The organism is Azohydromonas lata NBRC 102462, assembly GCF_001571085.1.
Classification (GTDB): Bacteria; Pseudomonadota; Gammaproteobacteria; order Burkholderiales; family Burkholderiaceae_C; genus Azohydromonas; species Azohydromonas lata.
In genome coordinates this window covers 1-22,577 of sequence record NZ_BCTC01000061.1, presented here as the reverse complement: position 1 = coordinate 22,577, position 22,577 = coordinate 1, and the positions used below count along the sequence as shown (strand labels likewise).

The window sequence follows — 22,577 nt, the reverse complement described above, 5'->3', positions numbered from 1 at the left end:
TAAGCGCCGTGCGCACCGCCCCGGTGCGGGCGCCGAGGCGCCATTGCGGCCCAATTCGGAAGGCATGGCGACCCGCTCCAGGCCCCATGGCGGGCGTGTCCCGGCCGGTATGGCCCTGCGGCCGCGCGGGCAGGCCGTGGCGGACCGCGATAATCGCCCCCATGCGCGTCTTCCGCGGTTTTCACCATCCCGGCATAGCGAGCGCCTGCGCGCTCACCATCGGCAACTTCGACGGCGTCCACCGCGGCCACCAGGCCATGCTGGCGCTGCTCACCAACGAGGCCCGCCATCGCGGCGTGCCCAGTTGCGTGCTGAGCTTCGAGCCGCATCCGCGCGACTTCTTCGCGCAGCGCACGGGGCAGCCGCAACTGGCGCCGGCGCGCATCGCCAACCTGCGCGACAAGCTCACCGAGCTGGAGCGCTGCGGCATAGACCAGGTGGTGATCCTGCGCTTCGACCAGCGCTTTGCCGCCCTCTCGCCGCAGGCCTTCGTGGACGAGGTGCTGGTGCAGGGCTTGCACGCGCGCTACGTGCTGGTGGGCGACGACTTCTGCTACGGCGCCAGGCGCGCCGGCGATTACGCCACGCTGGACGCCGCGGGCGACGCCGCCGGCTTCGACGTGGCGCGCATGCTCAGCTACGAGGTGCATGGGCTGCGCGTGTCCAGCTCCGCGGTGCGCGAGGCGCTGGCGCAGGGAAACATGGAGCAGGCGGCCGTGCTGCTGGGGCGCCCCTACAGCATCAGCGGCCACGTGATGCACGGGCGCAAGCTCGGCCGCGACCTGGGCTTCAGAACGCTCAACCTGCGCTTCGACCATCCCAAGCCGGCAGCCATGGGCATCTTCGTGGTCCGCGTGCACGGCCTCACCGACCAGCCGCTGCCCGGCGTGGCCAGCCTGGGCGTGCGCCCCACGGTGGAAGACGCCGGGCGCGTGCTGCTGGAAACGCACTGCCTGGAGTGGCCGCTTGGGCTGGAGGCGGGCTACGGCAAGTGCATCCGCGTGGAGCTGCTGCACAAGCTGCACGACGAGCGCCGCTACCCCTCGCTGGACGCGCTGCGCGCGGCCATAGCCCAGGACGAGACCGACGCGCGCGCGTGGTTCGCGGCGCATCCGGCGCCCTGAGCCGGCAGGCTCACCGCTTTCGTCGGAGGTACGCGATCCATGGCACGTGCAACCGGTTTGCAAGTACGGGAAGGCCAGGCTGGCGCGCCGCTGTCTGCGCAGCACAAGCGCTTCAACAGCCTGGTGCGGCGCATCGCCGAGGCGCGCAAGACGCTGCAGGACTGGCCGCAGGCCATTGCCGCGTACCGGCGCTCGCGCGAGCAGGTGTTGCGCCCGCTGCTGGACTCGCTCAGCGGCGCCCAGCGGCAATGGGCCTTCGCGCTGGACGCCCTGCTGGAACAGCGCGGCTGGACCAAGGTGGAGCGCGAAACGATGGCCGAGCTGATCTGCGAAGCCGCCGGTGGCCTGCTCGACATGGATGAGGGCGACGACGAGATCAAGGCTTTGTTCGACAAGCATGCGGACCTGAGCTTCGACGACGAACAGCAAGAGTCGGTGCACGCCCTGAAGGCAATGGCCGAGCACATGACGGGGCTGGACCTGGGCGACGGCGACGACATCCGCAGCCAGGAGGATCTGATCGAGCGCATGCGCCAGCGCCTGCAGCAGCAGGCGGCCGAAGAGGCGGCCCGTCAGGACGAGCAGGAAGCCGCGCGCGCCGCCCGCCCGGCCAAGCGCAAGACGGCCGCGCAGCTCAAGCGCGAGACCGAGGCGCAGCAGGCCACGCAGTCCGTGCGCGAGGTCTACCGCAAGCTCGCCAGCGCGCTGCACCCGGACCGCGAGGCCGACCCCGAGCGGCGCGCGGAGAAAACCGCCCTCATGCAGAAGGTCAACCAGGCGCACGAGGCCGGCGACCTGCTCACGCTGCTGGAGCTGCAGTTGCAGATCGAGCAGATAGACGCCGACCACGTCGCCCGCGCCGACCCGCAGCGCCTGAAGCACTACAACAAGGTGCTGGCAGAGCAGCTCGACGAATTGCAGGCCGAGCTGCTGCACGTCGAGGCCGGGTTCGGCATGGAGTTCGGCCTCTTGCCCGGACAGGTCACCCACCCTCGCCAGCTTGGCCCGCTGCTGGAGGGCCAGCGCCACGAGCTGCAGGCCAGCATGGCGCAGGCGGCCCGTGACCTGATGCGGCTGCAGGACAAGGCCGCGGTCAAGCGCATGCTCAAGGCCGAGCGTCGGCGGCTGAACCAGCCGGACTTCCCGGGCTTCGATTTCTTCTGACCGCCGCGCACCCGGCGCGCCACCGGGGCAGCCCTTAAAATCAGGGGATGCCCTCTTGCCTCTTCCTGACGCAACTGCGCCGCTGGCACGCCTGCACCCGGCGCCAGGCCACGCGCGACCGAATTTAAAAGCCGGCCGCCCATCGGCGCGTCGGCCCTGCCCCCAGGGCAACACGCACGCGCCGCACCGCTGAACACCGCCCGCGGCGGGAGCGCCTTCCTCTTGTGCGCGCCCGCCCAAAGCCCCTCCAGACACGCCGGCCGCGACCGCGCCACCGCCATGAACGACTCCACCGCCGCTGCTCCCGACACCTCCACGGCCCCCGCCACGGACTACCGCGCCACGCTGAACTTGCCCGATACGAGCTTCCCGATGCGGGGCGACCTGCCCAAGCGGGAGCCGGGCTGGGTGAAGGAGTGGGAAAGCCAGGGCCTCTACAAGCGGCTGCGCGAGGCGCGCTGCGGCGCCCCGCGCTTCGTCCTGCACGACGGCCCGCCCTACGCCAACGGCAAGCTGCACATCGGCCACGCGGTCAACAAGATCCTCAAGGACATGATCGTCAAGTCCAAGCAGCTGGGCGGCTTCGACGCGCTGTACGTGCCGGGCTGGGACTGCCACGGCCTGCCCATCGAGAACCAGATCGAGAAGACCCACGGCCGCGGCCTGCCCCGCGACGAGGTGCAGGCCAAGAGCCGCGCCTACGCCGGCGAGCAGATCGCGCAGCAGATGGCCGACTTCAAGCGCCTGGGCGTCATCGGCGACTGGGAGCACCCCTACCGCACCATGGACCGCGGCAACGAGGCCGGCGAGATCCGCGTGCTGGGCAGGCTCATGGAGCGCGGCTACGTCTACCGCGGCCTCAAGCCCGTGTACTGGTGCTTCGACTGCGGCAGCTCGCTGGCCGAGTTCGAGATCGAGTACGCGGATAAAACGTCGCCGACCATCGACGTGGCCTTCAAGGCCGCCGACCCGGCCCGGCTGGCCGCCGCCTTCGGCCTGGCCGACCCCGACCTGCCCGCGCTGGCGCAGGACGCCTTCATCGTCATCTGGACCACCACGCCCTGGACCATCCCGGCCAACCAGGCGCTCAACCTCAACCCCGAGCTGCCCTACGCCCTGGTGCGCACGCCGCGCGGGCTGCTGGTGCTGGCCGAGGCGCTGGTGGAGAAGTGCCTCGCGCGCTACGGCCTGGAAGGCGAGGTGCTCGCCACCACCGCCGGCCGCAACCTGGAAGGGCTGCAGTTCCACCATCCGTTCGCGGACGTGGACCCGGGCTTCGCGCGCACGGCCACCGTCATCCTGGCCGACTACGCCACGGCCGAGGACGGCACCGGCATCGTCCACTCCGCGCCCGCCTACGGCGTGGACGACTTCAACTCCTGCCTCGCGCACGGGATGAAGTCCACCGACATCCTCAACCCCGTGCAGGGCAACGGCGTGTACGCGGCCGACCTGCCCCTGTTCGGCGGCCAGTTCATCTGGAAGGCCAACCCCCACATCGTGCAGGCGCTGCAGGACGCGGGCCGCCTCATGGCCACCTCGCAGCTGCAGCACAGCTACCCGCACTGCTGGCGCCACAAGACGCCGGTGATCTACCGCGCCGCGGCACAGTGGTTCGTCCGCATGGACGAGGGCGAAGGCGTGTGCACGGTGGACAAGGCCCCGGGCACGCTGCGCCAGATCGCGCTGCAGGCCATAGACGCGACAAGCTTCTACCCCGAGAACGGCCGCGCGCGGCTGCGCGACATGATCGCCAACCGCCCCGACTGGTGCATCAGCCGCCAGCGCAGCTGGGGCGTGCCGCTGCCCTTCTTCCTGCACAAGGTCACGGGCGAGCTGCACCCGCGCACGCTGGAGCTCGTGGAGCGTGCGGCGCAACTGGTGGAGGCCGGCAACATCGAGGCCTGGAGCAAGCTGGACCCGGCCGAATGGCTGGGCGACGAGGCCGCCGACTACGCCAAGAGCACCGACATCCTGGACGTGTGGTTCGACTCCGGCTCCACCTTCTTCCACGTGCTGCGCGGCAGCCACGCCGGCCAGGGCCACGCCAGCGGCCCCGAGGCCGACCTGTACCTCGAAGGCCACGACCAGCACCGCGGCTGGTTCCACAGCTCGCTGCTGATCGCCTGCGCGCTGGAGGGCCGCGCGCCCTACAAGGGGCTGCTCACGCACGGCTTCGCGACCGACGGCCAGGGCCGCAAGATGTCCAAGAGCCTCGGCAACATCGTCGAGCCGCAGTCGGTGAGCAACAAGCTGGGCGCGGAAATCATCCGCCTCTGGTGCGCCTCCACCGACTACTCGGGCGACCTCAACATCGACGACAAGATCCTCGCCCGCGTCGTCGATGCCTACCGCCGCATCCGCAACACGCTGCGCTTCCTGATGGCCAACGCCTCGGACTTCGACCCCAAGGCCGACGCCGTGCCGCTGGAGGAGCTGCTGGAGGTGGACCGCTACGCCTTGAGCCGCGCCTCGCAGATGCAAAGCGAGATCCTGGCGCACTTCGACCGCTACGAGTTCCACCCCGTGGTGTCCAAGCTGCAGGTGTATTGCTCGGAAGACCTGGGCGCCTTCTACCTGGACGTGCTCAAGGACCGGCTCTACACCACCGCGCCCAAGTCGCACGCGCGGCGCAGCGCGCAGACGGCGCTGTGGCACATCACGCACGCCATGCTGCGCTGGATGGCGCCCTTCCTGAGCTTCACGGCCGAGGAGGCGTGGAAGCACTTCGGCGGCGGACAAACCATCTTCACCGAGACCTACTGGCCCTTCACCCAGGCCAACGAGGCGCTGCTGGCGCGCTGGCAGCGCGTGCGCGAGATCCGCGACGCGGTGAACAAGGCCATCGAAGCCGTGCGCAGCGCCGGCGGCGTGGGCTCCTCCCTGCAGGCCAACGTGAAGCTCACGGTCAACGAGGAGGACTTCGCCTTGCTGTCCTCGCTGGGCGACGACCTGAAGTTCGTGCTCATCGTGTCGGTGGTCGAGCTGGTGCGCGGCGCGGAGCTGGCCATCGAGGTCACGCCCTCGTCCGACCAGAAGTGCGAGCGCTGCTGGCACTGGCGGGCCGACGTGGGCGCGGACGAAGCGCACCCGACGCTGTGCGGCCGCTGCGTGAGCAACCTCTTCGGCGCGGGCGAGCCGCGCGTGGTGGCCTGACCGTGGCCGGCGGCAAGGCGGCTGCGAAGCCCAAGCTGGTCAAGAGCCCTGCGGCCCCCAGCGCGTCCGGCGCGCCGGGGCTGCTGCTGTGGCTTGGGCTGGCGGTGCTGGTGGTCGTGATCGACCAGCTCAGCAAGACGCTGATCCTGGGCTGGTTCCAGTACGGCGAGGGCCGTGCCATCACGAGCTTCTTCAACCTCGTGCGCGCGCACAACACCGGCGCGGCCTTCAGCTTCCTGGCGCATGCGGGCGGCTGGCAGCGCTGGTTCTTCACCGCGCTGGCGCTGGCGGCTTCGGCCTTCATCGTGTGGATGCTCAAGAAGCACCCGGGGCAGAAGCTCTTCTGCTTCGCCATCACCATGATCATGGGCGGCGCGCTGGGCAACGTGATCGACCGCCTCATGCACGGCTACGTGGTGGACATGCTGGACTTCCACCTCGCCGGCCGGCACTTCCCGGCCTTCAACCTGGCCGACAGCGCCATCACGCTCGGGGCGATCTGCCTGATCGTGGACGAGCTGCGGCGCGTGCGCGGGGCCAAGTAGCGGCACCCCGCGCCGCCCAGCGGCCGGCGCGCTTTCAGCGCACCGGCACCATGCCCCCGTCCACCACGCCCAGCGCCTTGTGCAGCACGGGGCTGGCGTCGGCCGCAGGCGTGAGGCGCTGGCGGCGCATCACGGCCTGCAGCCCGTCGGCACTGCCGAAGGCCTGGGCGTAGCGCCGGGCCAGGTCGGCGGCAAGCTGCTCCAGCGCCGCGGCGGGTAGCGCCGGCGGCGGCGCGTCGAACACCCGGCGCGCCGGGCCCAGCAGCTCGCAACCGGCTGAAGTCATGTCCACCACCGCGCCGCGCAGGTCGGTTTCCACCTGCGCCGCGCCGCCGCCGCGCGGCATCAGGAACCCGCCCAACGCCACGTAGCGGTGCCCGCCTTCCTGCGCCTGCGCCAGCAGCCAGCCGCTGCGCTCGCGCCCCTCCACGGCCAGCGCCGCCGGGCAGGCCTTGAGCACGTCCGCCGGCAGCGGCTCGAACTGCACCCGCCCAACGGGAAAACGCAGCCCAAGCACGGGCTCCTGCCCAGCAATGGGCAGTTCCTGCGTCTGCCCGGCAATGGGCAGCTCCTGGGCCGACGCGGCCACGGCCGCCATGGAGAAAACCGCCCACCCGGCGGCGCGGCAGGTGCCGCGAAAGACGCGCTCGAACGACAAACGCAAAGCCATTGAAACCTCCTGCAAGCCGCGCATGGTGGGCGTGACGCAATTGGCAGCGCCCCCAGGACTAACCCCATGCACTGGGGTTTCCCATGTCCCCTACCCTGCCACGCACCAGCATCACGTGGAGGAAGCATTCATGGCGTCCGAACCGTTCAACAGCGGCTCCGTGCCGGCAACGACAGGCGCTGCCGGCGCCGCCGCGCAGCCGCCCTCGGCCCTCTCCATCGAGCTGCGCACGCTGCGCTGGTCCGACCCGCTGCGCTGGCTGGCCCTGGGCTGGCGCGATTTCACGCGCTGCCCCGGCCTGGGGCTGTTCTACGGCGCGGCCTTCGTCGCCATGGGCTACGCGCTCATGAAGGTGTTCGAGGAAGCGCCGGCCTACGTGCTGGCGCTCTCGGCCGGCTTCCTGCTCGTGGGCCCCTTCCTGTGCCTGGGCCTGTACCAGGCCAGCCGCCACCTGGAGCGCGGCGAGCCGCCCGACTTGGGCGACTCGCTGCTGGCCTGGGACACGCGCACCGGCACGCTGGCCTTGTTCGGCGGCGTGCTGCTGGTGCTGGAGATGATCTGGGGCCGCGCGGCCATGATCGTCTTCGCCGTGAGCTTTGACGGCATGCCGGACTTCAAGGGCTCGCTGACCATGCTGGCCGAGCCGGAGAACCTCGCCTTCACCATCACCTACCTGGCCGTGGGCGCGGTGTTCGCGGGGCTGATCTACGCCGTCAGCGTGGTCTCCATCCCCATGATCCTGGACCGCCAGACCGACGCCATCACCGCCGGCCTCACCAGCCTGCGGCTGTGCCTGACGCAGCCCGGCGTGATGCTGTTCTGGGGCGCGCTCATCACGCTGCTGGTGGTCGCCGCCATGCTGCCCTTCTTCGCCGGGCTGCTGGTGGTCGGCCCCTGGCTGGGCCACGCCTCCTGGCACGCCTACCGCGGCGCGGTGGCGGCCGAGCAGCCGACAACCGACGCCGCGGCGGACACGCCTCAGGCCGCCGACGGCGCGCCGCGCGACATCTCGATGTGAGGGATGTCGTCTTCCAGGTAAGTCTCCCCCTCCGCCCGGAAGCCGTGCGCCTCGTAGAAGCGCTGCAAATGGGCCTGTGCCGAGATGCGCAGGCCGTGCCCCGGGTGGATGCGCGCACTCTCGCGCAGGCCTTGCGCCACCAGCGCGTGGCCCACGCCGCTGCCGCGCACCGCGGCTGAGGTGACGACGCGGCCCATGGAGGCCTCGCCGTACTTCAGCCCCGGCGGCACCAGGCGCAGCGCCGCCTGCAGCCGGCCCTCTCCGTCAAAGCCCAGCAGGTGGTGGCAGTGCAGATCGGCCCCATCGGGGTCCAGGTACACGCAGTTCTGCTCCACCACGAAGATCTGCGAGCGCAGTTGCAGCAGCGCGTAGAGCGAAGCCACGTCCAGCGTCTCAAAGGGCTCGCAGCGCCAGCGCAACCGCTGGGCCTGCGCCTGCGCCTGGGCTGGAGTCACGTCGGCCACGGCGCTCATGGCAGGAGCACGCTGCAGCCGGTGGTCAGCCGCGCTTCCAGGTCGCGGTGCGCTTGGGCCGCGTCGGCCAGCGCGTAGCGGCGCTCCACGGGAATGGCCACGGCGCCGGAGCCGACCACTTCGAACAGCTCGTCGGCCATGGCCTGCGTGGCTTCGCGGCTGGCCAGGTGGGTGAACAGCGTCGGCCGCGTCAGGTACAGCGATTTTTTCGCCAGCAGGCCGATGTCCACCGGCGGCACGGGGCCGGAGGAGGCGCCGAACAGCGCCATCAGGCCGAAGGGCCGCAGGCACTGCAGCGAGCGCTCGAAGGTGTCGCGGCCCACGGAGTCGTACACCACCTTCACGCCCGCGCCGCCGGTGATCTCGTTGACGCGCGCGACGAAGTCCTCCTTGGAGTAGTCGATGGCGTGTGCCGCGCCGTTGGCCAGCGCCAGCTCGCACTTGACCTGCGAGCCGGCCGTGCCTATGAGCTGCAGGCCCAGCGCCCTGGCCCATTGGCAGGCGATCAGGCCCACGCCGCCGGCCGCGGCATGGAAGAGCACGTGGTCGCCGGGCTGCAGGCCTTGCGCGGGCAGCGTGCGGCGCAGCAGGTACTGCACCGTCAGGCCCTTGAGCATCATGGCCGCGCCCGTCTCGAAGTCGATGCCGTCGGGCAGCCTCACCACGTGCGTGGCCGGCATCACGCGCGCCGTGCAGTAGGCGCCGGGCGGCTGGCTGGCATAGGCGGCGCGGTCGCCGGGCTGCAGGTGCGTCACGCCGGGGCCCACGGCCTCGATGACGCCCGCGCCCTCCATGCCCAGGCCGCCGGGCAGCGGCTGCGGGTAGGTGCCCAGGCGGAAGTACACGTCGATGTAGTTGAGCCCGCAGGCGTGGTGGCGGATGCGCACCTCGCCCGGGCCGGGTTCGCCCACGGCCACGGGCTGCAGCTCCAGCACCTCGGGGCCGCCCGCGCGGGCAAAGAGAATGGCTTTCTCGTTGGGATGGATCACAGGGAAGTCTCCGGTTGGTCGGCGTGCCGCCGGGCTGCGCCCGGCGCCGCGGCCCCACGCGGCCCAATGCAGCCCTGCACAACCCAAAGGGCGGGCCTGGGCCTTGCCGCGCGGCGGGCGCCGGCCGGCATGCGCGCCGGCAGCCGGTTATGGTGCCATGCCCTGACGTACCGGCCGCTTCACGCGGCTGCTCCATGCGCCGCCTCACCACCGCCCCCAACCTCGCCATCGCCACCCTGTGGGCCGAGCTGCTGACGCAGTGCGGCGTGGACGCCCAAGTGCAGCGCGCCTGGGCCGGCAGCATCGCCGGAGAGATCCCGCCGGACCAGGCGCTGCCGGAGGTCTGGGTGATGGACGACGACCGCCTGGAGGAGGCCCGCGCGCTGCTGCGGGCGCAGCAGAACCTGCCCGCCCAGCACTGGCGCTGCGCCGCCTGCGGCGAGCAGGTGGACGGCCCCTTCGGCCAGTGCTGGAACTGCGGCGCGCTGCGCCCGCAGGGAGACGCGCTGTGACGCGGCTGTCCCCCCGCACCGCCTTGCTGCTGACGCTGCCGCCCCTGCTGTGGGCCGGCAACGCCGTGGTGGGCCGCCTGGTGGTGGGCAGCGTGCCGCCGCTGACCATGAACTTCCTGCGCTGGGTGCTGGCCGCGCTGCTGCTGCTGCCGCTGGGCTGGCGCGTGCTGCGCGCGCCGGGCGAGCTGCGCACGCGCTGGCCCTACCTGCTGCTCACCGGCACGCTGGGCGTGGGCATGTACAACGCGCTGCAGTACCTGGCGCTGGTGAGCTCCACGCCCATCAACGTCACGCTCATCGCCTCCAGCATGCCGGTGTGGATGCTGGCCGTGGGCGCCCTCTTCTACCGCGAGCACCCGGGACCCAAGCAGATCCTGGGCGCGCTGCTGTCGCTCACGGGCGTGCTGTTCGTGATCGCGCGGGGCGACCCCCACGCGCTGCTCTCCGTGCGCTTCGTGCGCGGCGACCTGTACGTGATCGTGGCCATCATCGCCTGGGCCTTCTACAGCTGGCTGCTGGCGCGCCCGCCGGGCGCCATGCGCGGCGACCACAAGCCCGCCTGGCATTGGGCAGAGGCGCTGCTGCTGCAGGTGCTGTTCGGCCTGTTGGGCGCGGGTGCCGCCGCCGCCCTGGAGCAGGCCGCGGGCACCTACGCCATACGCTGGGACCGCGGCTGGACCTGGGCGGCGCTGGCCTACGTGGCCGTTGGGCCGGCCGTGCTGGCCTACCGCTGCTGGGGCCTGGGCGTGGCCACGGCCGGGCCGGCGCTGGCGGCCTTCTTCAGCAACCTCACGCCGCTGTTCGCGGCGCTGATGTCGGCGGCCGTGCTGGGCGAGCCCCCGCGCTGGTACCACGGGGCGGCCTTCGTCCTGATCCTGGCGGGCATCGCGGTGTCGGGGCGGCGCGGCTGAGGCAACTTCACGAGCCCACACGCTGCGCTACATGCATCGGCGCACGCCGACGCCCCATGCCTGCGCTCAAAACCTCTGGATACACTGAAAACGCTGGTTTCCTGCCCAAGGAAACCCAGTGCCCGCCGTTTTGACGCGTGCTGCGCGACGGCGTCCAGCCCACCAACAGCAGATTCGAGGGAAGCACCGTGGCAAAGATTCTGGGTACCGCCTTTGGCGACATGATTGATGCCTCGCGCGTCACCGCCAGCAACGACACCATCAGCACCGGCAACGGCAGCGACACCATCTTCGCCAGCGGCGGCAGCGACCTCATCAATGCCGGCTTCGCCGCATCGGCCGCCTACTGGCGCTACGGCTACAACGACTACGACACCGTCAACTACAGCAGCGTGGGCCGCATCGTGGCCAACCTGCAGGCCGGCACGGTGGCCAAGTACAACGCCGCCGGCACGCTGCTGGGCACGGACACGCTGGTGGGCGTGGACACCATCGTCGGCACGGCAGGCAACGACTCCATCACCGGACGCGAGCGCTGGGGCGATTCCGAGGAGTTCCGCGCCAGCCTGGGCAACGACACCATCAACGGCATGGGCGGCCTGGACAGCGCCAACTACGGCGACTTTGGCCGCGTCAACGTGAGCCTGGCCGCCGGCACGGCCACCAAGGTCAAGGTCGACGGCAGCGCCGGCGGCGTGGACACGCTGCGCCAGGTGGAAATCATCGTGGGCACCAACGGCGTCGACACGATTGACGCCACCGGCTTCGGCGCCACCAGCGTCAACCGCAACTCCGAGGGCGACGGCTTCAACCTGCTGACGACGCAAAACGGCGCCGACGTCATCACGGGCAACGGCGAGACGGTGCTCAACTACAGCAACGCGGCGGGCTCGCTGAGCCTGAGCCTGGCGTCGCAGCAGGCGTTGGGCGGCACCAAGGGGGCCGTGGTGCTGGCCTACACCGCCTCCACGGGCGCCAGCGGCTACGGTGTCAGTACCGGTACCCAGGCCTCGGGCGTGAGCGGCATCCGCGGAGGCAACTTCAACGACACCCTGGTCGGCGGCGGCCACGTCAACACGCTGGGCTTCGCGGCCACGTCCACCGTGGGGGGCGACGCCAGCGCCGAGCGCTTCCGGGGCAACGGCGGCGACGATCTCATCGACGGCAAGACCGGCCTTGACCGTGCCGAATACAACACCGGCCAGCCCATGTCCGAAGGCGTCACGGTGAACCTGGCCAGCGGCATCGTCACCGGCGACGCCATCGTGGTGGGCACCGACACGCTGCGCGGCATCGAAGCCGTCAGCGGCACCTATCTCGACGACGTGTTCGACGCCCGCGGCTTCACGCTGAGCAACGCCACCACGGGCCGTTCGGCCAACTATGGCGACTGCATCGTGGGCGCGCCCAGCGGCGAGACGCTGGCCTCCACCGCGTTCAACGAGTACCGGCCCACGGGCGGCAACGACACCGTCATCGGCAACGGCGCCACGCGCGTGAATTTCGCCTCCATGGGCGTGGAAAAGCTCACCGGCAGCACGCCGTCCGTCATCGCCACCTTCACCAGCGCCTCGGCCGGCACCGCCGCCTACGGCATGACCGACGGTGGCCTGGGCACCGTGACCTTCAGCGGCGTCTACGGCGTGCAGGGCGGCCTGGGCAACGACTCGCTCACCGGCGGTGCCGGCTTCCAGGAACTGCGCGGCTACTACGGCAACGACACCCTGTCGGGTGGCGACGGCAACGACCGTCTCTATGGCTACACCGGTTCCACCACGGTGCTGACCAACCCCACCACCGCCTACACCGACGACGACCGCCTCGACGGCGGTGCCGGCAACGACCTGCTGCGCGGCGACTTCGGCAACGACGTGCTGCTCGGCGGCGCGGGCACGGACACGCTCGAAGGCGGCACGGGCAACGACACCCTCAACGGCGGCGCCGGCCAGGACTCGCTCACCGGTGGCGCGGGCAACGACCGCTTCGTCTTCGCCTCGCTGGCCGACGTCAACGGCAACACCAGCGCCACGTGCGACGTGATCACGGACTTCGTCGCCGGCCAGGACCTCATCGACCTCTCCGCGCTGGACGCCAACACCGCCAACGCCGCGGGCAGCAACGACGCCTTCACCGCCGTCATCGCCGCCACGGCCAACTTCACGGCGCCCGCGCAGCTCAAGCTCGTGGGCGGCGTGCTCTACGGCAACACCGACCTGAACTTCGCGACCAGCGAGTTCGCCATCCGCCTCACCGGCGTGGCCTCGCTGAGCACGGCCAACTTCGTGCTCTGACGCGCCGATCGCCGCCGCGCAGGCCGGCCCGGCGTGTGCGGCGGCTTTTTGACGCCGGCAGCACGCCGCGGCCTCAAGCCGCGGGCCCGCCGGTCGAATAGGGGGCCAGCCCGTCCCACCGAGGGACGGAACAACGAGACCCGGAAACCCACAGATGCCCACCCCCACCGGCTGGTCCGCGAACAACAGCGCGCCGCTTTCCAGCCGCACCGACGTCAACAGCCTCATCGACGGGCAGCGCTGGGCCACCGCCAACCTCTCCTACAGCTTTGCGGGGTCGGGCTCCGCGTGGTCCACCGACCCCAACAGCGGCTATGGCCCGCGCAGCAACACCACCGCGGAGCCCTGGAGCCCGGGCTATGCCGCGCTGTCCACCGACAACCGCGCCGCAGTGCGCACGGCGCTGGCCGCCTGGACCAACGTCAGCGGGCTGCGCTTCAACGAAGTGACGGAAACCGCCTCCGCCGTGGGCGACCTGCGCTTCGCCTTCTCCAACCTGAGCGACGCGCAGGCCTGGGCCTACGGGCCCTCCGACGCCGCAGCCGCCGGCGACGTGTGGTTCGACACCCAGGGCACCTCGCGCACCGACCCCTGGACGCCGGGCAGCTATGAGTACCAGACCGCCATCCACGAGATCGGCCACGCGCTTGGGCTCAAGCACCCGTTCGAAGCGGGCAGCAGCAACGCCGTGCGCATCGCCGCCGCGCAGGACACGCGCTCGCTCACCGTCATGAGCTACTCGGCGCTGCCGGGCCGCACCGACACCTGGTACTCCTTCGAGCCGACCACGCCCATGCTGCTGGACGTCGCGGCCATCCAGACGCTCTACGGCGCCAACCGCCAGTACAACGCCGCCAGCACCACCTACGCCTTCTCCGGCACGGCCACCTACCACCAGACGATCTGGGACGGCGGCGGCACCGACACGCTGCGCTACGACAGCACCCTCGGCGGCCTGCTGGACCTGCGCGAAGGCCAGGCCAGCCGCCTGGGCCAGGCCGTCAACATCGAGAGCTACAGCGGCGTGCTGCAAACCGGCGTGAAGAACGTCTGGATCGCCTACGGCACGGTCATCGAGAACGCCACCGGCGGCAGCGGGGCCGACGAGATCGTCGGCAACGACGCCGCCAACCTGCTGTCGGGCGGTGCCGGCAACGACAGCCTGCAAGGCGGCGCGGGCAACGACACGCTGGACGGCGGCGCCGGCAGCGACCGGCTCACCGGCGGCAGCGGCAACGACGCCTACACCGTGGATTCAACCGGCGACACCGTGACCGAGACCGCCACCGCCGCCACCGAGATCGACACGGTGCAGTCCTCCGTAACCTGGACCCTGGGCGCCAACCTGGAGTGGCTGACCCTCACGGGCTCGGCCGCCATCAACGGCACCGGCAACACCCTGGCCAACCGCATCACCGGCAACGCCGCCGCCAACGTGCTCTCCGGCGCCGCGGGCAACGACACGCTGTTGGGCGGCGCGGGCGCCGACACCCTGGACGGTGGCGCCGGCAACGACGCGCTGGACGGCGGCGCCGACATCGACACGGCCAGCTACGCCGCGGCCACCGCCGCCGTCACCGTCACCTTGAACCTGCTGCCGGGCACCGCCCAGAACACCGGCGGCGCGGGCACCGACACCCTCACCGCGATCGAGAACCTCACCGGCTCGGCCTTCAACGACAAGCTCACCGGCACCGCCGGCGCCAACCTGCTGCAGGGCGGCGCCGGCAACGACACGCTGTTGGGCGGCGCGGCCAACGACACCCTGGACGGTGGCGCCGGCAACGACGCGCTGGACGGCGGCGCGGACGCCGACACGGCCAGCTACGCCGCGGCCACCGCCGCCGTCACCGTGAGCCTGCTGACGGCCCTTGCCCAGAACACCGGCGGCGCGGGCAGCGACACCCTGACCGCCATCGAGAACCTCACCGGCTCCGCATTCAACGACAAGCTCACCGGCACTGCCGGCGCCAACCTGCTGCAGGGCGGCGCCGGCAACGACACGCTGTTGGGCGGCGCGGGCATCGACACCCTGGACGGTGGGGCCGGCAACGACACCCTGGATGGCGGCGCCGGGCTGGACTCGCTCACCGGCGGCGCGGGCGCCGACGTGTTCGATTTCAGCCTCCTCTCCGACAGCGGCGCGACCGCGGCCGGCGCAGACGTCATCTCCGATTTCAGCCTGGCGCAGGGCGACCGCATCGACCTGCGCGACGTGGACGCCAACGCTTCCATCGCGGGCGTGCAGCACTTCAGCGGCCTCGTCGCATTGAGCGTGGCCTTCAGCGCGCCGGGGCAACTGCACTTCGATGCCGCAGCGCACCTGCTCACCGCCAACACCGACACCGACCGCGACGCCGAATTCGCGCTCAAGCTCACCGGCGTGAGCAGCATTACCGCCGCCGGCCTGTGGCTGGCCTGATGCCGCAACCGCGCCGGGCCTGAGCCCGTCGCGCGAGCGCGCCGCTCAGCCGCGCAGGTGCGCGTCCACCAGCGGCGCCAGCGCCTGCGCGTGCCGGTGCGCCAGGTCGTGCCCGCCGCCGGGATACACGTGCAGCCGCGCGTTGGGCAGCAGGCCCTGCAGCCGCTGGCCCACGGCCACGGGGCTGATGGGGTCGTCGTCGCCCCACAGCAGCAGCGCCGGGGCCGTGACCGCGCCCAGGCGCGGCGCCAGGTCTTCGGCATAGCTTTCGAACCAGCGCGGCAGCGATGGGTTGGCGGCGAAGAAGTCCGGGCGCCAGTCCTGCGCGCCGACGCCGGACATGTCCACGCCGCCGGAGGTCACGCACAGCACCAGGTGCGTCACCAGCGCCGGCCGTGCCAGCGCGGCGCGCAGCGCCACCGCGCCGCCCATGGACTGCGCCACCAGGGCGCAGGGGCGGTCGATTTCCGCCAGCACCAGGTCCACCAGGCCGTCGAAACCCTGCACGTCCGAGCGCGCGGGCTCGCCGCCGAAGCCGGGCCAACCGAGCAACCGCCTTTGCGCAGGATGGGTCAATTGGTCGGACATGGGGTGCCAGAAATCGGCCCGGCCGGTGGCGCCGGGGAGGAATATTATTTTTTCAGGATTTTTCATTGAAATTCCTCGGAGCCTATAACGGCAGGTTTTCTTGAATTATTAGCCACACAAAAGCTCTCGCATTTTTAGGCGGACGCATGCCTATGCCGTAAAGCAACGAAGCGACCAACCCGGTGACGCCTTTCATTTGCGGCCTCCCTATTGCGTCCCGCCCACCACCGCAAAAACTTATTTAAATACAAGCCCCAAAAACAAAATCCCCCATGAAATACTCATGAGGGATTCTTCAAAATCAATCAGGAAACAGCTTTCCGATTTCCCGACACCTGCCCGGCACGCTTCGCGTGCCGCCGCGCTCACTCCGTGAGCGACTGCCGCCAGCGCGCCCGCAGCGGCTCCAGCACGTAGTCCAGGAAGCTGCGCTCGCCCACGCGCACGAGCACGTCCACGGGCATGCCGGCGCGCAGCGGGGAGTTCACGGTGGGCAGCTTGGCGCGTTCGCCGTCGGGGATGGTGATGCGCGCCAGCAGGTAGGGCGTGCCCGACCGCTGGTCCTCCAGCTTGTCGGCCGACACGGTGAGCAGCTCGCCGTTGAGGTCGGGCAACCTCACCCGGTCGCTGCTGGAGAAATGCAGTTGCGCCGACTGGCCCACCTTGAGCTTGTTGGCCATGTTCACCGGCAGCTTGGCTTCCACCAGCAGCGCGTTGTCCTGCGGCACGATCTCCAGCAGCCGCTCGCCCGGCGCCACCACGCCGCCCACGGTGTGCACCGCCAGCCCAACCACCTGGCCCGCCACGGGCGCGCGCAGCTCGGCCTGCTGCAGCCCCGTGGTGAGCGACACCACGCGCGCCTGCAGCGCGGCTTCGTCGTGCACCAGCGTGGCACGCTCGGTTTCGAGGTCGCGCACCTGCTCGCGCTGGCGCCGCGACAGCGCGGCCGCTGACTCCTCGATGCCGCGCTGCGTGCGCAGCGCGTCGGACTCGCTGTGCGCGATGTTGGTCTTGAGCTCGGAGATGGAGCGGTCCAGGTCCAGCAGCCGCAGCTTGGGATAGTTGCCCTCCGCCACCAGCTCCACCAGCGCGTCGCGCTGCTGCTGCAGGATGGCGAGCTGGTCGCGGTAGCCCGCGGCCAGGCGGCGGTGGCCCTCCAGCTCGGCTTCGAGCTGCGCCTTGCTGGCCTGCAACTGCTGCAGCTCGGCATGGCGCGCACCCTGCTGCGCCTGCAGCAGCGACTGCTGCGCCACGCCTATGGCCTGGAAACGGGCGTCCGCAGGCAGCGCCGAGGCGGGCAGCCGGTCGCGCCCGCCGGCGGCGGCTTCGAGCCGGCCCAGCGCCGCGCGCGCCAGCGCCTGCTGCGCCTGCGCGGCGTCCAGCTCGGCCTGGATCTGGCGCACGTCCAGCTTGAGCAGCAGTTGCCCGGCCTGCACGTTGTCGCCCTCGGCCACGTGCAGCGAGTCGATGCGCCCGCCGCTGACGTGCTGCACCACCTTGCGCTGGTCGGCCACGGCCACCATGCCCATGCCCGGCACCGCCTGGTCCAGCGGCGCCAGCGCCGCCCAGGCCAGGAAGCCGCCAAAGCCCAGCACGCCCACGCCCAGGCCCAGGCGGATCGCCGGCCAGGGATTGCCGTCGCGGCGCGATTGCGGATCGCGCGACAGCGCGTCAATGAATCGGTTCAGCATCTGGGGACTGCCTTCAAACGGGAGAGCCCAGGCGCGGGCCGGCGGCCACGGGGGCCGGGACAACGGCCGCACCCTGCGCGCCCTGTACGACAACGAAGCTCGACGGCGCGCCCTGCGGGGCCACCGGGGCGGCCGGCGCCGCGCCCTGCGGCGGCGCCTGCACAGCTCCCCCGCCCTGCGGCTGCTGCGCGTTGAGCGCCTGCAGCACCTTGTCGCGCGGGCCGAAGGCGGCGACCTGGCCGTCGCGCATCAGCAGGATCTTGTCGGTCAGCCGCAGCAGCGTGGTGCGGTGCGACACCACCACCACCGTGGCGCCGCGGGCCTTGCAGCCGGCCAGCGCCGCGGCCAGCGCGTTCTCGCCCACGTCGTCGAGGTTGGCGTTAGGCTCGTCCAGGATCAGCAGTTGCGGCTTGCCGTACAGCGCGCGCGCCAGGCCCACGCGCTGGCGCTGGCCGCCGGAGAGCGCCGCGCCGCCCGGGCCCACCGGCGTGTCGTAGCCCTGGGGCAGGCGCAGCACCATGTCGTGAATGCCCGCGGCCTGGGCGGCAGCCACCACCTCCTGGCTGTCGGGCTCGGCCAGGCGGGCGATGTTCTCGGCCACCGTGCCCTCGAACAGCTCCACGTCCTGCGGCAGGAAGCCGATGTGCGGCGCGAGCTGCTCGCGCGGCCAGGTGGCCAGGTCCGCGCCGTCCAGCCGCACCTTGCCGGCCTGCGGCGTCCACACGCCCACCAGCACGCGCGCCACGGTGGACTTGCCCGCGCCGCTTGGGCCGATGATGGCCAGCAGCTCGCCCGGCTCGGCACTGAAGCTCACCTGCCGCAGCAGCGCCAGTTGCGAGCCCGGCGCGGCCACGGAGACGTTTTCCACCGTCAGCTTGCCCGCGGGCGCCGGCAGCGTCATGCGCTGCGCGGGTGGCGGCGACACGGCCAGCAACTGCTCCAGGCGCTGCTGCGCGTCGCGCGCGGCCACGATCTGGCGCCAGGCGCCGATGAGCATCTCCAGCGGCGACAGCGCGCGGCCCAGCAGGATGGAGGCGGCAATCATCATCCCGCCCGTCATGCGGCCTTCGAGCACCAGCAGCGCGCCCAGCCCCAGGGCCAGCGACTGCGAAAAGATGCGCACGAACTTGGTCACGGCCGTGATGCGCGCGGCCGCGGCGCTGGTCTCGGCCTGCAGGTCCAGCGCCTGGTCGCCCATCTTCTGCCAGCGCCGCTGCACGGCCGGCAGCATGCCCATGGCCTGGATCACCTCCGCGTTGCGGAAGCTGTTGTTCATGTAGCCGGAGGCGCGGGCGTTGAGCTTGTTGGCCTCCTGCAGCGGGGCGTGCGTGCGCTTCTCGCTCCACCACAGCAGCAGCAGCAGCACGATGCACGAGCCCACCAGGAACATGCCCAGCCACAGGTCGATCATGAAGCCCGCGGCCATGAACACCAGCGCGAAGGGGCCGTCGAAGAGCAGGATCAGCCCCGTGCCGGCCACGAACTGCCGCACCGTGGTGAGGTCGTTCATCGCCAGGCTGGGGTTGCCGCCGCGCGAGCGCGCGGCGTCGCTGAAGGCGGCCTCGAACACGCGCGAGGACAGCTTGTTGTCTATGGCGTGGCTGACCTGCTGCAGCACGGCCGAGCGCAAGTACTCCAGCGCGGCGTAGACGGCGTAGAGCCCCGCGGCCAGCAGCGTGAGCATGGCCAGCGTCATCTCGTTGCGGCTGCCCAGCACGCGGTCGTAGACCTGCATCATGTAGACGGAAGGCACCAGCAGCAGCGCGCTGAGCACGAAGCTGAAGCTGCCCGTGGCCAGCATGCTGGCGCGCAGGCCGCGCAGCACCTGCGCGATCTCGCCGGTGGAAGCTGCGGCGGCCGCGGAGGGCGAAGGGGTGGTCGCGGGTCGGGTCATGGAAAGTGGCTCAGGTCAGGCCCAGCAGCTGCAGGGCTCGCGGCAGCACGTGGCGGTGGAAATCGATGCGCTCGGCCACGGTGGCGCGGGCGCGCTCGCGCAGCGCGCGGGTGTCTTCGCGCAGCAGGCGGCTCACGCCGTCGCGCAGCGCGGCCTGGTCGAAGAAGTCGAAGAGCCGGCCATTGACGCCGTCCTCGATGAACTCCTGCACCGGCGGCGTGGCCGAGCCCAGCACCGCGCAGCCGCAGGCCATGGCTTCGAGCATGGACCACGACAGCACGAAGGGGTACGTGAGGTAGCAGTGCACGCTGGAGACCTGCAGCAGCTTCACGTACTCGCCATAGGGCAGCGGCCCGGTGAAGTGCACGCGCTCGGGGTCGGGCCGGCCGCCTTCGGCCACGAGCCAGTCCAGGTGCGTGGCGTGCGGCTTGGGCGGCGCCGAGCCGTAGCTCACGCCCGTGGCGCCGGCCACCACCACCTGCAGATCAGGCTCGCGCGCCAGCAGCTGCGGCAAGGCGCGCATGAAGACGTGGAAGCCCCGGTACGGCTCCAGGTTGCGCGCCACGTAGGTCAGCACCCGGTCGCCGCGGCTGAGCACGCGGCCATTGGGCAGCGTGAAGCGCGCGTCGGGGTTTGGGCGCAGGTGGGTCAGGTCCAGCCCCTCGTGCAGCACCTCGATGAGCGGATGAAAGCGCTCGGGAAAGCGCGAGCGCTGCCACTGCGTCGGGCTCAGGCCCTGGTCGCAGTAGGCCAGCGCCTGGAGCTGGGTGTTGTTCTTGATGCGCAGGCGCAGCCTGTCGTCCTCGTTGACCGGGAACTCCGCGTCGAAGCCCACGTCGGCGCCGTTGCCGGCATAGAAGAACTCGAACAGGTTGATGAGCCGCGCGCGCGGGAACACGTCCTTGACGAACAGGCTCTCGCCCCAGCCGGGGTGGGCCACCACCACGTCCGGCGTGAAGCCCTTGCGATGCAGCTCCAACAGCGCGCGGGCCACGTCCTGCCCGCGGCGCACGGCGCGCTCGTGCTCGCGCAGGTAATGGTGGGTGTGGCGGCCGTCCTCGGGGCCGGGGGCGCGGTCGGGGTAGCCCAGCACCTTCACGCCACGCGCATAGGTGCGGCCGCGCACGCGCTCGGCCGAGCCCAGGGCCACGACCTCGCAATCGCTGCGCGCGGCCAGCGCGGCGCTCAACAGCTTGAACTGGCCGGGGAAATTCTGGTGAATGAACAGCAGGCGCATGGAAGCCGAAAACCGCGGCGGCACCGCCGGCCCGGCCAGCGGGCGACAGCACGAACAGGAAACCAATGGTGGAAATGAAGCGGCCGGCGCATCAGGCCAACCCCGGCCACGCGAGATCGCGAGGGCCGGACCAGCCTCCGGTCACCTCAGGGCGCGGCGAGTGTAAACGTCGGTAATTTCAAGCAGCTTGCCGCGCAACAAGAGCGCGCCGGGAAAGGCGCCAGAGTTCACGCCAAGGACGCGCTGCGGCCGTCAAAGCCAAGGAAACCGGCTTCAGACGGCTCCCGCCCGCAAGGTTTCCGCCCGCAACGTCCGTGCTCAGAACGTGCCCGGATACGCCCCGCCATCCATGAGCAGGTTCTGCCCGGTAATAAAGCCCGCGTGCACGCTGCACAGGAAGGCGCAGGCGGCGCCGAACTCGTCGGCCGTGCCGAAGCGCCCGGCCGGGTTCTGCGTGCGGCGCTCCTCGGCAATCTCCTCCACCGGGCGGCCGCTCTTGGCGGCGGCACCCTGCAGGGTCTGCCGGATGCGGTCGGTGTCGAAGGGCCCGGGCAGCAGGTTGTTGATGGTCACGCCGCGCGCCACCGTCTTGCGCGACAGGCCCGCGACGAAGCCGGTGAGCCCGCTGCGCGCGCCATTGGACAGGCCCAGGATGTCTATGGGCGCCTTCACCGCCGCGGACGTGATGTTGACCACGCGGCCCCAGCCGCGCGCCATCATCGGGTCCACCACCGCCTTCATCAGCTCGATGGGCGTGAGCATGTTGGCGTCCAGCGCGCGTATCCAGGCCTCGCGGTCCCAGTCGCGGAAATCGCCCGGCGGCGGCCCGCCGGCGTTGTTCACCAGGATGTCCACCTGCGGGCAGGCCGCCAGCGCGGCGGCGCGGCCCTCGGCCGTGGCGATGTCGCCGGCCACGGCCAGCACCTGCACGCCCGGCGGCGCCAGGGCGCGCAGCTCCTCGGCGGTGCGCTGCAGCGCCTCCTCGCCGCGTGCAGTGATGACGACGTTCACGCCCTCCTGCACCAGCGCGCGCGCGCAGCCCTTGCCCAAACCCTTGCTGGCCGCGCACACCAGTGCCCAGCGGCCTTGAATTCCCAGATCCATGTGCCCTTACCTCCGCTTGTCCAGCGGCGCGATGACCAGCGGCATCCGCGCCGTACCGGCCACCCGCCCCATGGAACACATGGAAAAGGGCTTGCCCGGAAGCAGTACGCCCAGGGCGATGGCGGCCAAAGGGCCGATCATGCCCGCCTGCGCCGCCACGGCCGGGCTGTGCGCCCTCTGGCCGGCATGAGCATCCCTATATCCCTATAGGAGCGAAGGTGCGCGCCGTGGCAGCGGGCAGCGACCGCCCAAGAACCGGCGCGGGCAAGGCGGCCACCTTCAGCGGGCCGCCGTACAAGGCGCCGCAGGCAGGGCCCGCGGCGCGGCCTGGACGTCAGGCGTGCTTGTGAGCGCCCTTGCGCTGGGTCTTGGCCAGGTGCTTTTGCGCACCGTGCTTGTGGGCCATGACGGCCTTGCCGCTCTTGTGCGCGTGGGCGGCCTTTTGGGCCTTGGCGGTCTTGGCGCTCTTGGCCGACAGGGCAGCGCCGTGGGCGCCGTGGTGGCTGGTGGCGGCCTGGGCACTGACGCCAAGCAAAGCGGCGGCGGCCAGGGCAATGATTCGCTTCATGAACACTCCGATGGAACAGCATGGCTCAGGACTTGAGCCCGGAAGAAAAGCGTAACCGATGGATTCATGCGCCTTGGCCCCGTGGCCCTCACGGCAAGCGCGCAGGCGCGGCGTAATGCCCACTTGCAGCGTCTGGCCTTTAGGCTTCAGGGCGGCGGCTGGCGCCACCGCCCTTGGCCAGCGTCCTCAGAACTTGCCCAGCACGTTGAGGAACAGGCCG

At 71.1% G+C, this 22,577-nt stretch carries 19 protein-coding genes; 9 read left to right on the top strand and 10 right to left on the bottom strand.

All coding sequences use genetic code 11. The features are described from left to right. Positions 1–161 precede the first annotated feature (161 nt). The 4 genes from ALA01S_RS19670 to lspA all read left to right on the top strand — a co-directional run bounded on the left by ALA01S_RS19670 (position 162) and on the right by lspA (position 5,989). Positions 162–1,124: a bifunctional riboflavin kinase/FAD synthetase gene (locus ALA01S_RS19670; protein WP_066339883.1), complete on the top strand. Its 963-nt coding sequence runs from the start codon at positions 162–164 to the stop codon at positions 1,122–1,124. A gap of 39 nt (positions 1,125–1,163) precedes the next feature. After that, entirely contained in the window at positions 1,164–2,288 is a 1,125-nt protein-coding gene (locus ALA01S_RS19665; RefSeq protein ID WP_157119129.1) for a J domain-containing protein, read from the top strand. Between the two features lie 279 nt (positions 2,289–2,567). Then, positions 2,568–5,444, top strand: coding sequence for an isoleucine--tRNA ligase (gene ileS, locus ALA01S_RS19660; RefSeq protein WP_066339925.1), 2,877 nt, complete (start codon positions 2,568–2,570; stop codon positions 5,442–5,444). A gap of 35 nt (positions 5,445–5,479) precedes the next feature. Further along, on the top strand, positions 5,480–5,989 hold the full coding sequence (gene lspA / locus ALA01S_RS19655) for a signal peptidase II (protein ID WP_066339923.1): 510 nt from the start codon (positions 5,480–5,482) through the stop codon (positions 5,987–5,989). Positions 5,990–6,023: 34 nt separating this feature from the next. On the opposite strand, the gene ALA01S_RS19650 is transcribed toward lspA, so the two are convergent. Continuing rightward, on the bottom strand, positions 6,024–6,659 hold the full coding sequence (locus ALA01S_RS19650) for a hypothetical protein (RefSeq protein WP_066339878.1): 636 nt from the start codon (positions 6,657–6,659) through the stop codon (positions 6,024–6,026). 130 nt (positions 6,660–6,789) lie between these two features. Between ALA01S_RS19650 and ALA01S_RS19645 the strand changes: the two genes are divergently transcribed. After that, a complete protein-coding gene (locus ALA01S_RS19645; RefSeq protein ID WP_084267735.1) occupies positions 6,790–7,677 on the top strand; it encodes a DUF2189 domain-containing protein in 888 nt (295 codons plus the stop codon). Here ALA01S_RS19645 and ALA01S_RS19640 read toward each other — a convergent pair. Next, positions 7,638–8,150 (bottom strand): GNAT family N-acetyltransferase, encoded by a 513-nt coding sequence (locus tag ALA01S_RS19640; protein ID WP_084267734.1) that lies wholly within the window; start codon positions 8,148–8,150, stop codon positions 7,638–7,640. The genes ALA01S_RS19645 and ALA01S_RS19640 overlap by 40 nt on opposite strands. Then, positions 8,147–9,139, bottom strand: a complete 993-nt coding sequence (locus ALA01S_RS19635) for a quinone oxidoreductase family protein (protein ID WP_238455861.1) — start codon at positions 9,137–9,139, stop codon at positions 8,147–8,149. The genes ALA01S_RS19640 and ALA01S_RS19635 overlap by 4 nt, the downstream gene beginning before the upstream one ends. Positions 9,140–9,333: 194 nt before the next feature. On the opposite strand from ALA01S_RS19635, the gene ALA01S_RS19630 reads away from it, so the two are divergent. The 4 genes from ALA01S_RS19630 to ALA01S_RS35340 all read left to right on the top strand — a co-directional run bounded on the left by ALA01S_RS19630 (position 9,334) and on the right by ALA01S_RS35340 (position 15,275). Then, on the top strand, positions 9,334–9,651 hold the full coding sequence (locus ALA01S_RS19630) for a putative signal transducing protein (protein WP_066339876.1): 318 nt from the start codon (positions 9,334–9,336) through the stop codon (positions 9,649–9,651). Beyond that, entirely contained in the window at positions 9,648–10,562 is a 915-nt protein-coding gene (locus tag ALA01S_RS19625) for a DMT family transporter (RefSeq protein ID WP_066339872.1), read from the top strand. Before ALA01S_RS19630 ends, ALA01S_RS19625 begins: the two co-directional genes overlap by 4 nt. A gap of 188 nt (positions 10,563–10,750) precedes the next feature. Then, the gene (locus tag ALA01S_RS35345; protein ID WP_157119128.1) at positions 10,751–12,853 is read left to right on the top strand and encodes a calcium-binding protein; all 2,103 of its coding nucleotides are present in this window, start codon (positions 10,751–10,753) and stop codon (positions 12,851–12,853) included. A 154-nt stretch (positions 12,854–13,007) separates the two neighbouring features. After that, complete coding sequence (locus ALA01S_RS35340) at positions 13,008–15,275, top strand: M10 family metallopeptidase C-terminal domain-containing protein (RefSeq protein ID WP_066339867.1); 2,268 nt, start codon at positions 13,008–13,010, stop codon at positions 15,273–15,275. 45 nt (positions 15,276–15,320) lie between these two features. Here ALA01S_RS35340 and ALA01S_RS19610 read toward each other — a convergent pair whose 3' ends face one another. From ALA01S_RS19610 to ALA01S_RS19585, 7 genes are all read right to left on the bottom strand, one after another. Further along, the gene (locus ALA01S_RS19610; RefSeq protein WP_066339866.1) at positions 15,321–15,929 is read right to left on the bottom strand and encodes an alpha/beta fold hydrolase; all 609 of its coding nucleotides are present in this window, start codon (positions 15,927–15,929) and stop codon (positions 15,321–15,323) included. Between the two features lie 299 nt (positions 15,930–16,228). Then, the gene (locus tag ALA01S_RS19605; RefSeq protein ID WP_066339864.1) at positions 16,229–17,554 is read right to left on the bottom strand and encodes an HlyD family type I secretion periplasmic adaptor subunit; all 1,326 of its coding nucleotides are present in this window, start codon (positions 17,552–17,554) and stop codon (positions 16,229–16,231) included. Positions 17,555–17,567: 13 nt separating this feature from the next. Next, on the bottom strand, positions 17,568–19,448 hold the full coding sequence (locus ALA01S_RS19600; RefSeq protein ID WP_084267733.1) for a type I secretion system permease/ATPase: 1,881 nt from the start codon (positions 19,446–19,448) through the stop codon (positions 17,568–17,570). A gap of 10 nt (positions 19,449–19,458) precedes the next feature. Then, the gene (locus ALA01S_RS19595) at positions 19,459–20,685 is read right to left on the bottom strand and encodes a glycosyltransferase (RefSeq protein WP_066339862.1); all 1,227 of its coding nucleotides are present in this window, start codon (positions 20,683–20,685) and stop codon (positions 19,459–19,461) included. Positions 20,686–21,003: 318 nt separating this feature from the next. Beyond that, positions 21,004–21,789 (bottom strand): SDR family oxidoreductase, encoded by a 786-nt coding sequence (locus ALA01S_RS19590; protein ID WP_066339860.1) that lies wholly within the window; start codon positions 21,787–21,789, stop codon positions 21,004–21,006. Between the two features lie 6 nt (positions 21,790–21,795). After that, positions 21,796–21,930, bottom strand: a complete 135-nt coding sequence (locus ALA01S_RS35240; RefSeq protein ID WP_259375532.1) for a hypothetical protein — start codon at positions 21,928–21,930, stop codon at positions 21,796–21,798. 193 nt (positions 21,931–22,123) lie between these two features. Further along, a complete protein-coding gene (locus tag ALA01S_RS19585; RefSeq protein WP_157119127.1) occupies positions 22,124–22,357 on the bottom strand; it encodes a hypothetical protein in 234 nt (77 codons plus the stop codon). Positions 22,358–22,577: the final 220 nt, after the last annotated feature.

Coding starts and splice junctions, on each gene's coding strand:
- ALA01S_RS19670 (WP_066339883.1), top strand. CDS start 162: ATGCGCGTCTTCCGCGGTTTTCACCATCCCGGCATAGCGAGCGCCTGC.
- ALA01S_RS19665 (WP_157119129.1), top strand. CDS start 1,164: ATGGCACGTGCAACCGGTTTGCAAGTACGGGAAGGCCAGGCTGGCGCG.
- ileS (WP_066339925.1), top strand. CDS start 2,568: ATGAACGACTCCACCGCCGCTGCTCCCGACACCTCCACGGCCCCCGCC.
- ALA01S_RS19650 (WP_066339878.1), bottom strand. CDS start 6,659: ATGGCTTTGCGTTTGTCGTTCGAGCGCGTCTTTCGCGGCACCTGCCGC.
- ALA01S_RS19645 (WP_084267735.1), top strand. CDS start 6,790: ATGGCGTCCGAACCGTTCAACAGCGGCTCCGTGCCGGCAACGACAGGC.
- ALA01S_RS19640 (WP_084267734.1), bottom strand. CDS start 8,150: ATGAGCGCCGTGGCCGACGTGACTCCAGCCCAGGCGCAGGCGCAGGCC.
- ALA01S_RS19630 (WP_066339876.1), top strand. CDS start 9,334: ATGCGCCGCCTCACCACCGCCCCCAACCTCGCCATCGCCACCCTGTGG.
- ALA01S_RS35340 (WP_066339867.1), top strand. CDS start 13,008: ATGCCCACCCCCACCGGCTGGTCCGCGAACAACAGCGCGCCGCTTTCC.
- ALA01S_RS19610 (WP_066339866.1), bottom strand. CDS start 15,929: ATGAAAAATCCTGAAAAAATAATATTCCTCCCCGGCGCCACCGGCCGG.
- ALA01S_RS19605 (WP_066339864.1), bottom strand. CDS start 17,554: ATGCTGAACCGATTCATTGACGCGCTGTCGCGCGATCCGCAATCGCGC.
- ALA01S_RS19600 (WP_084267733.1), bottom strand. CDS start 19,448: ATGACCCGACCCGCGACCACCCCTTCGCCCTCCGCGGCCGCCGCAGCT.
- ALA01S_RS19595 (WP_066339862.1), bottom strand. CDS start 20,685: ATGCGCCTGCTGTTCATTCACCAGAATTTCCCCGGCCAGTTCAAGCTG.
- ALA01S_RS19590 (WP_066339860.1), bottom strand. CDS start 21,789: ATGGATCTGGGAATTCAAGGCCGCTGGGCACTGGTGTGCGCGGCCAGC.
- ALA01S_RS35240 (WP_259375532.1), bottom strand. CDS start 21,930: ATGATCGGCCCTTTGGCCGCCATCGCCCTGGGCGTACTGCTTCCGGGC.
- ALA01S_RS19585 (WP_157119127.1), bottom strand. CDS start 22,357: ATGAAGCGAATCATTGCCCTGGCCGCCGCCGCTTTGCTTGGCGTCAGT.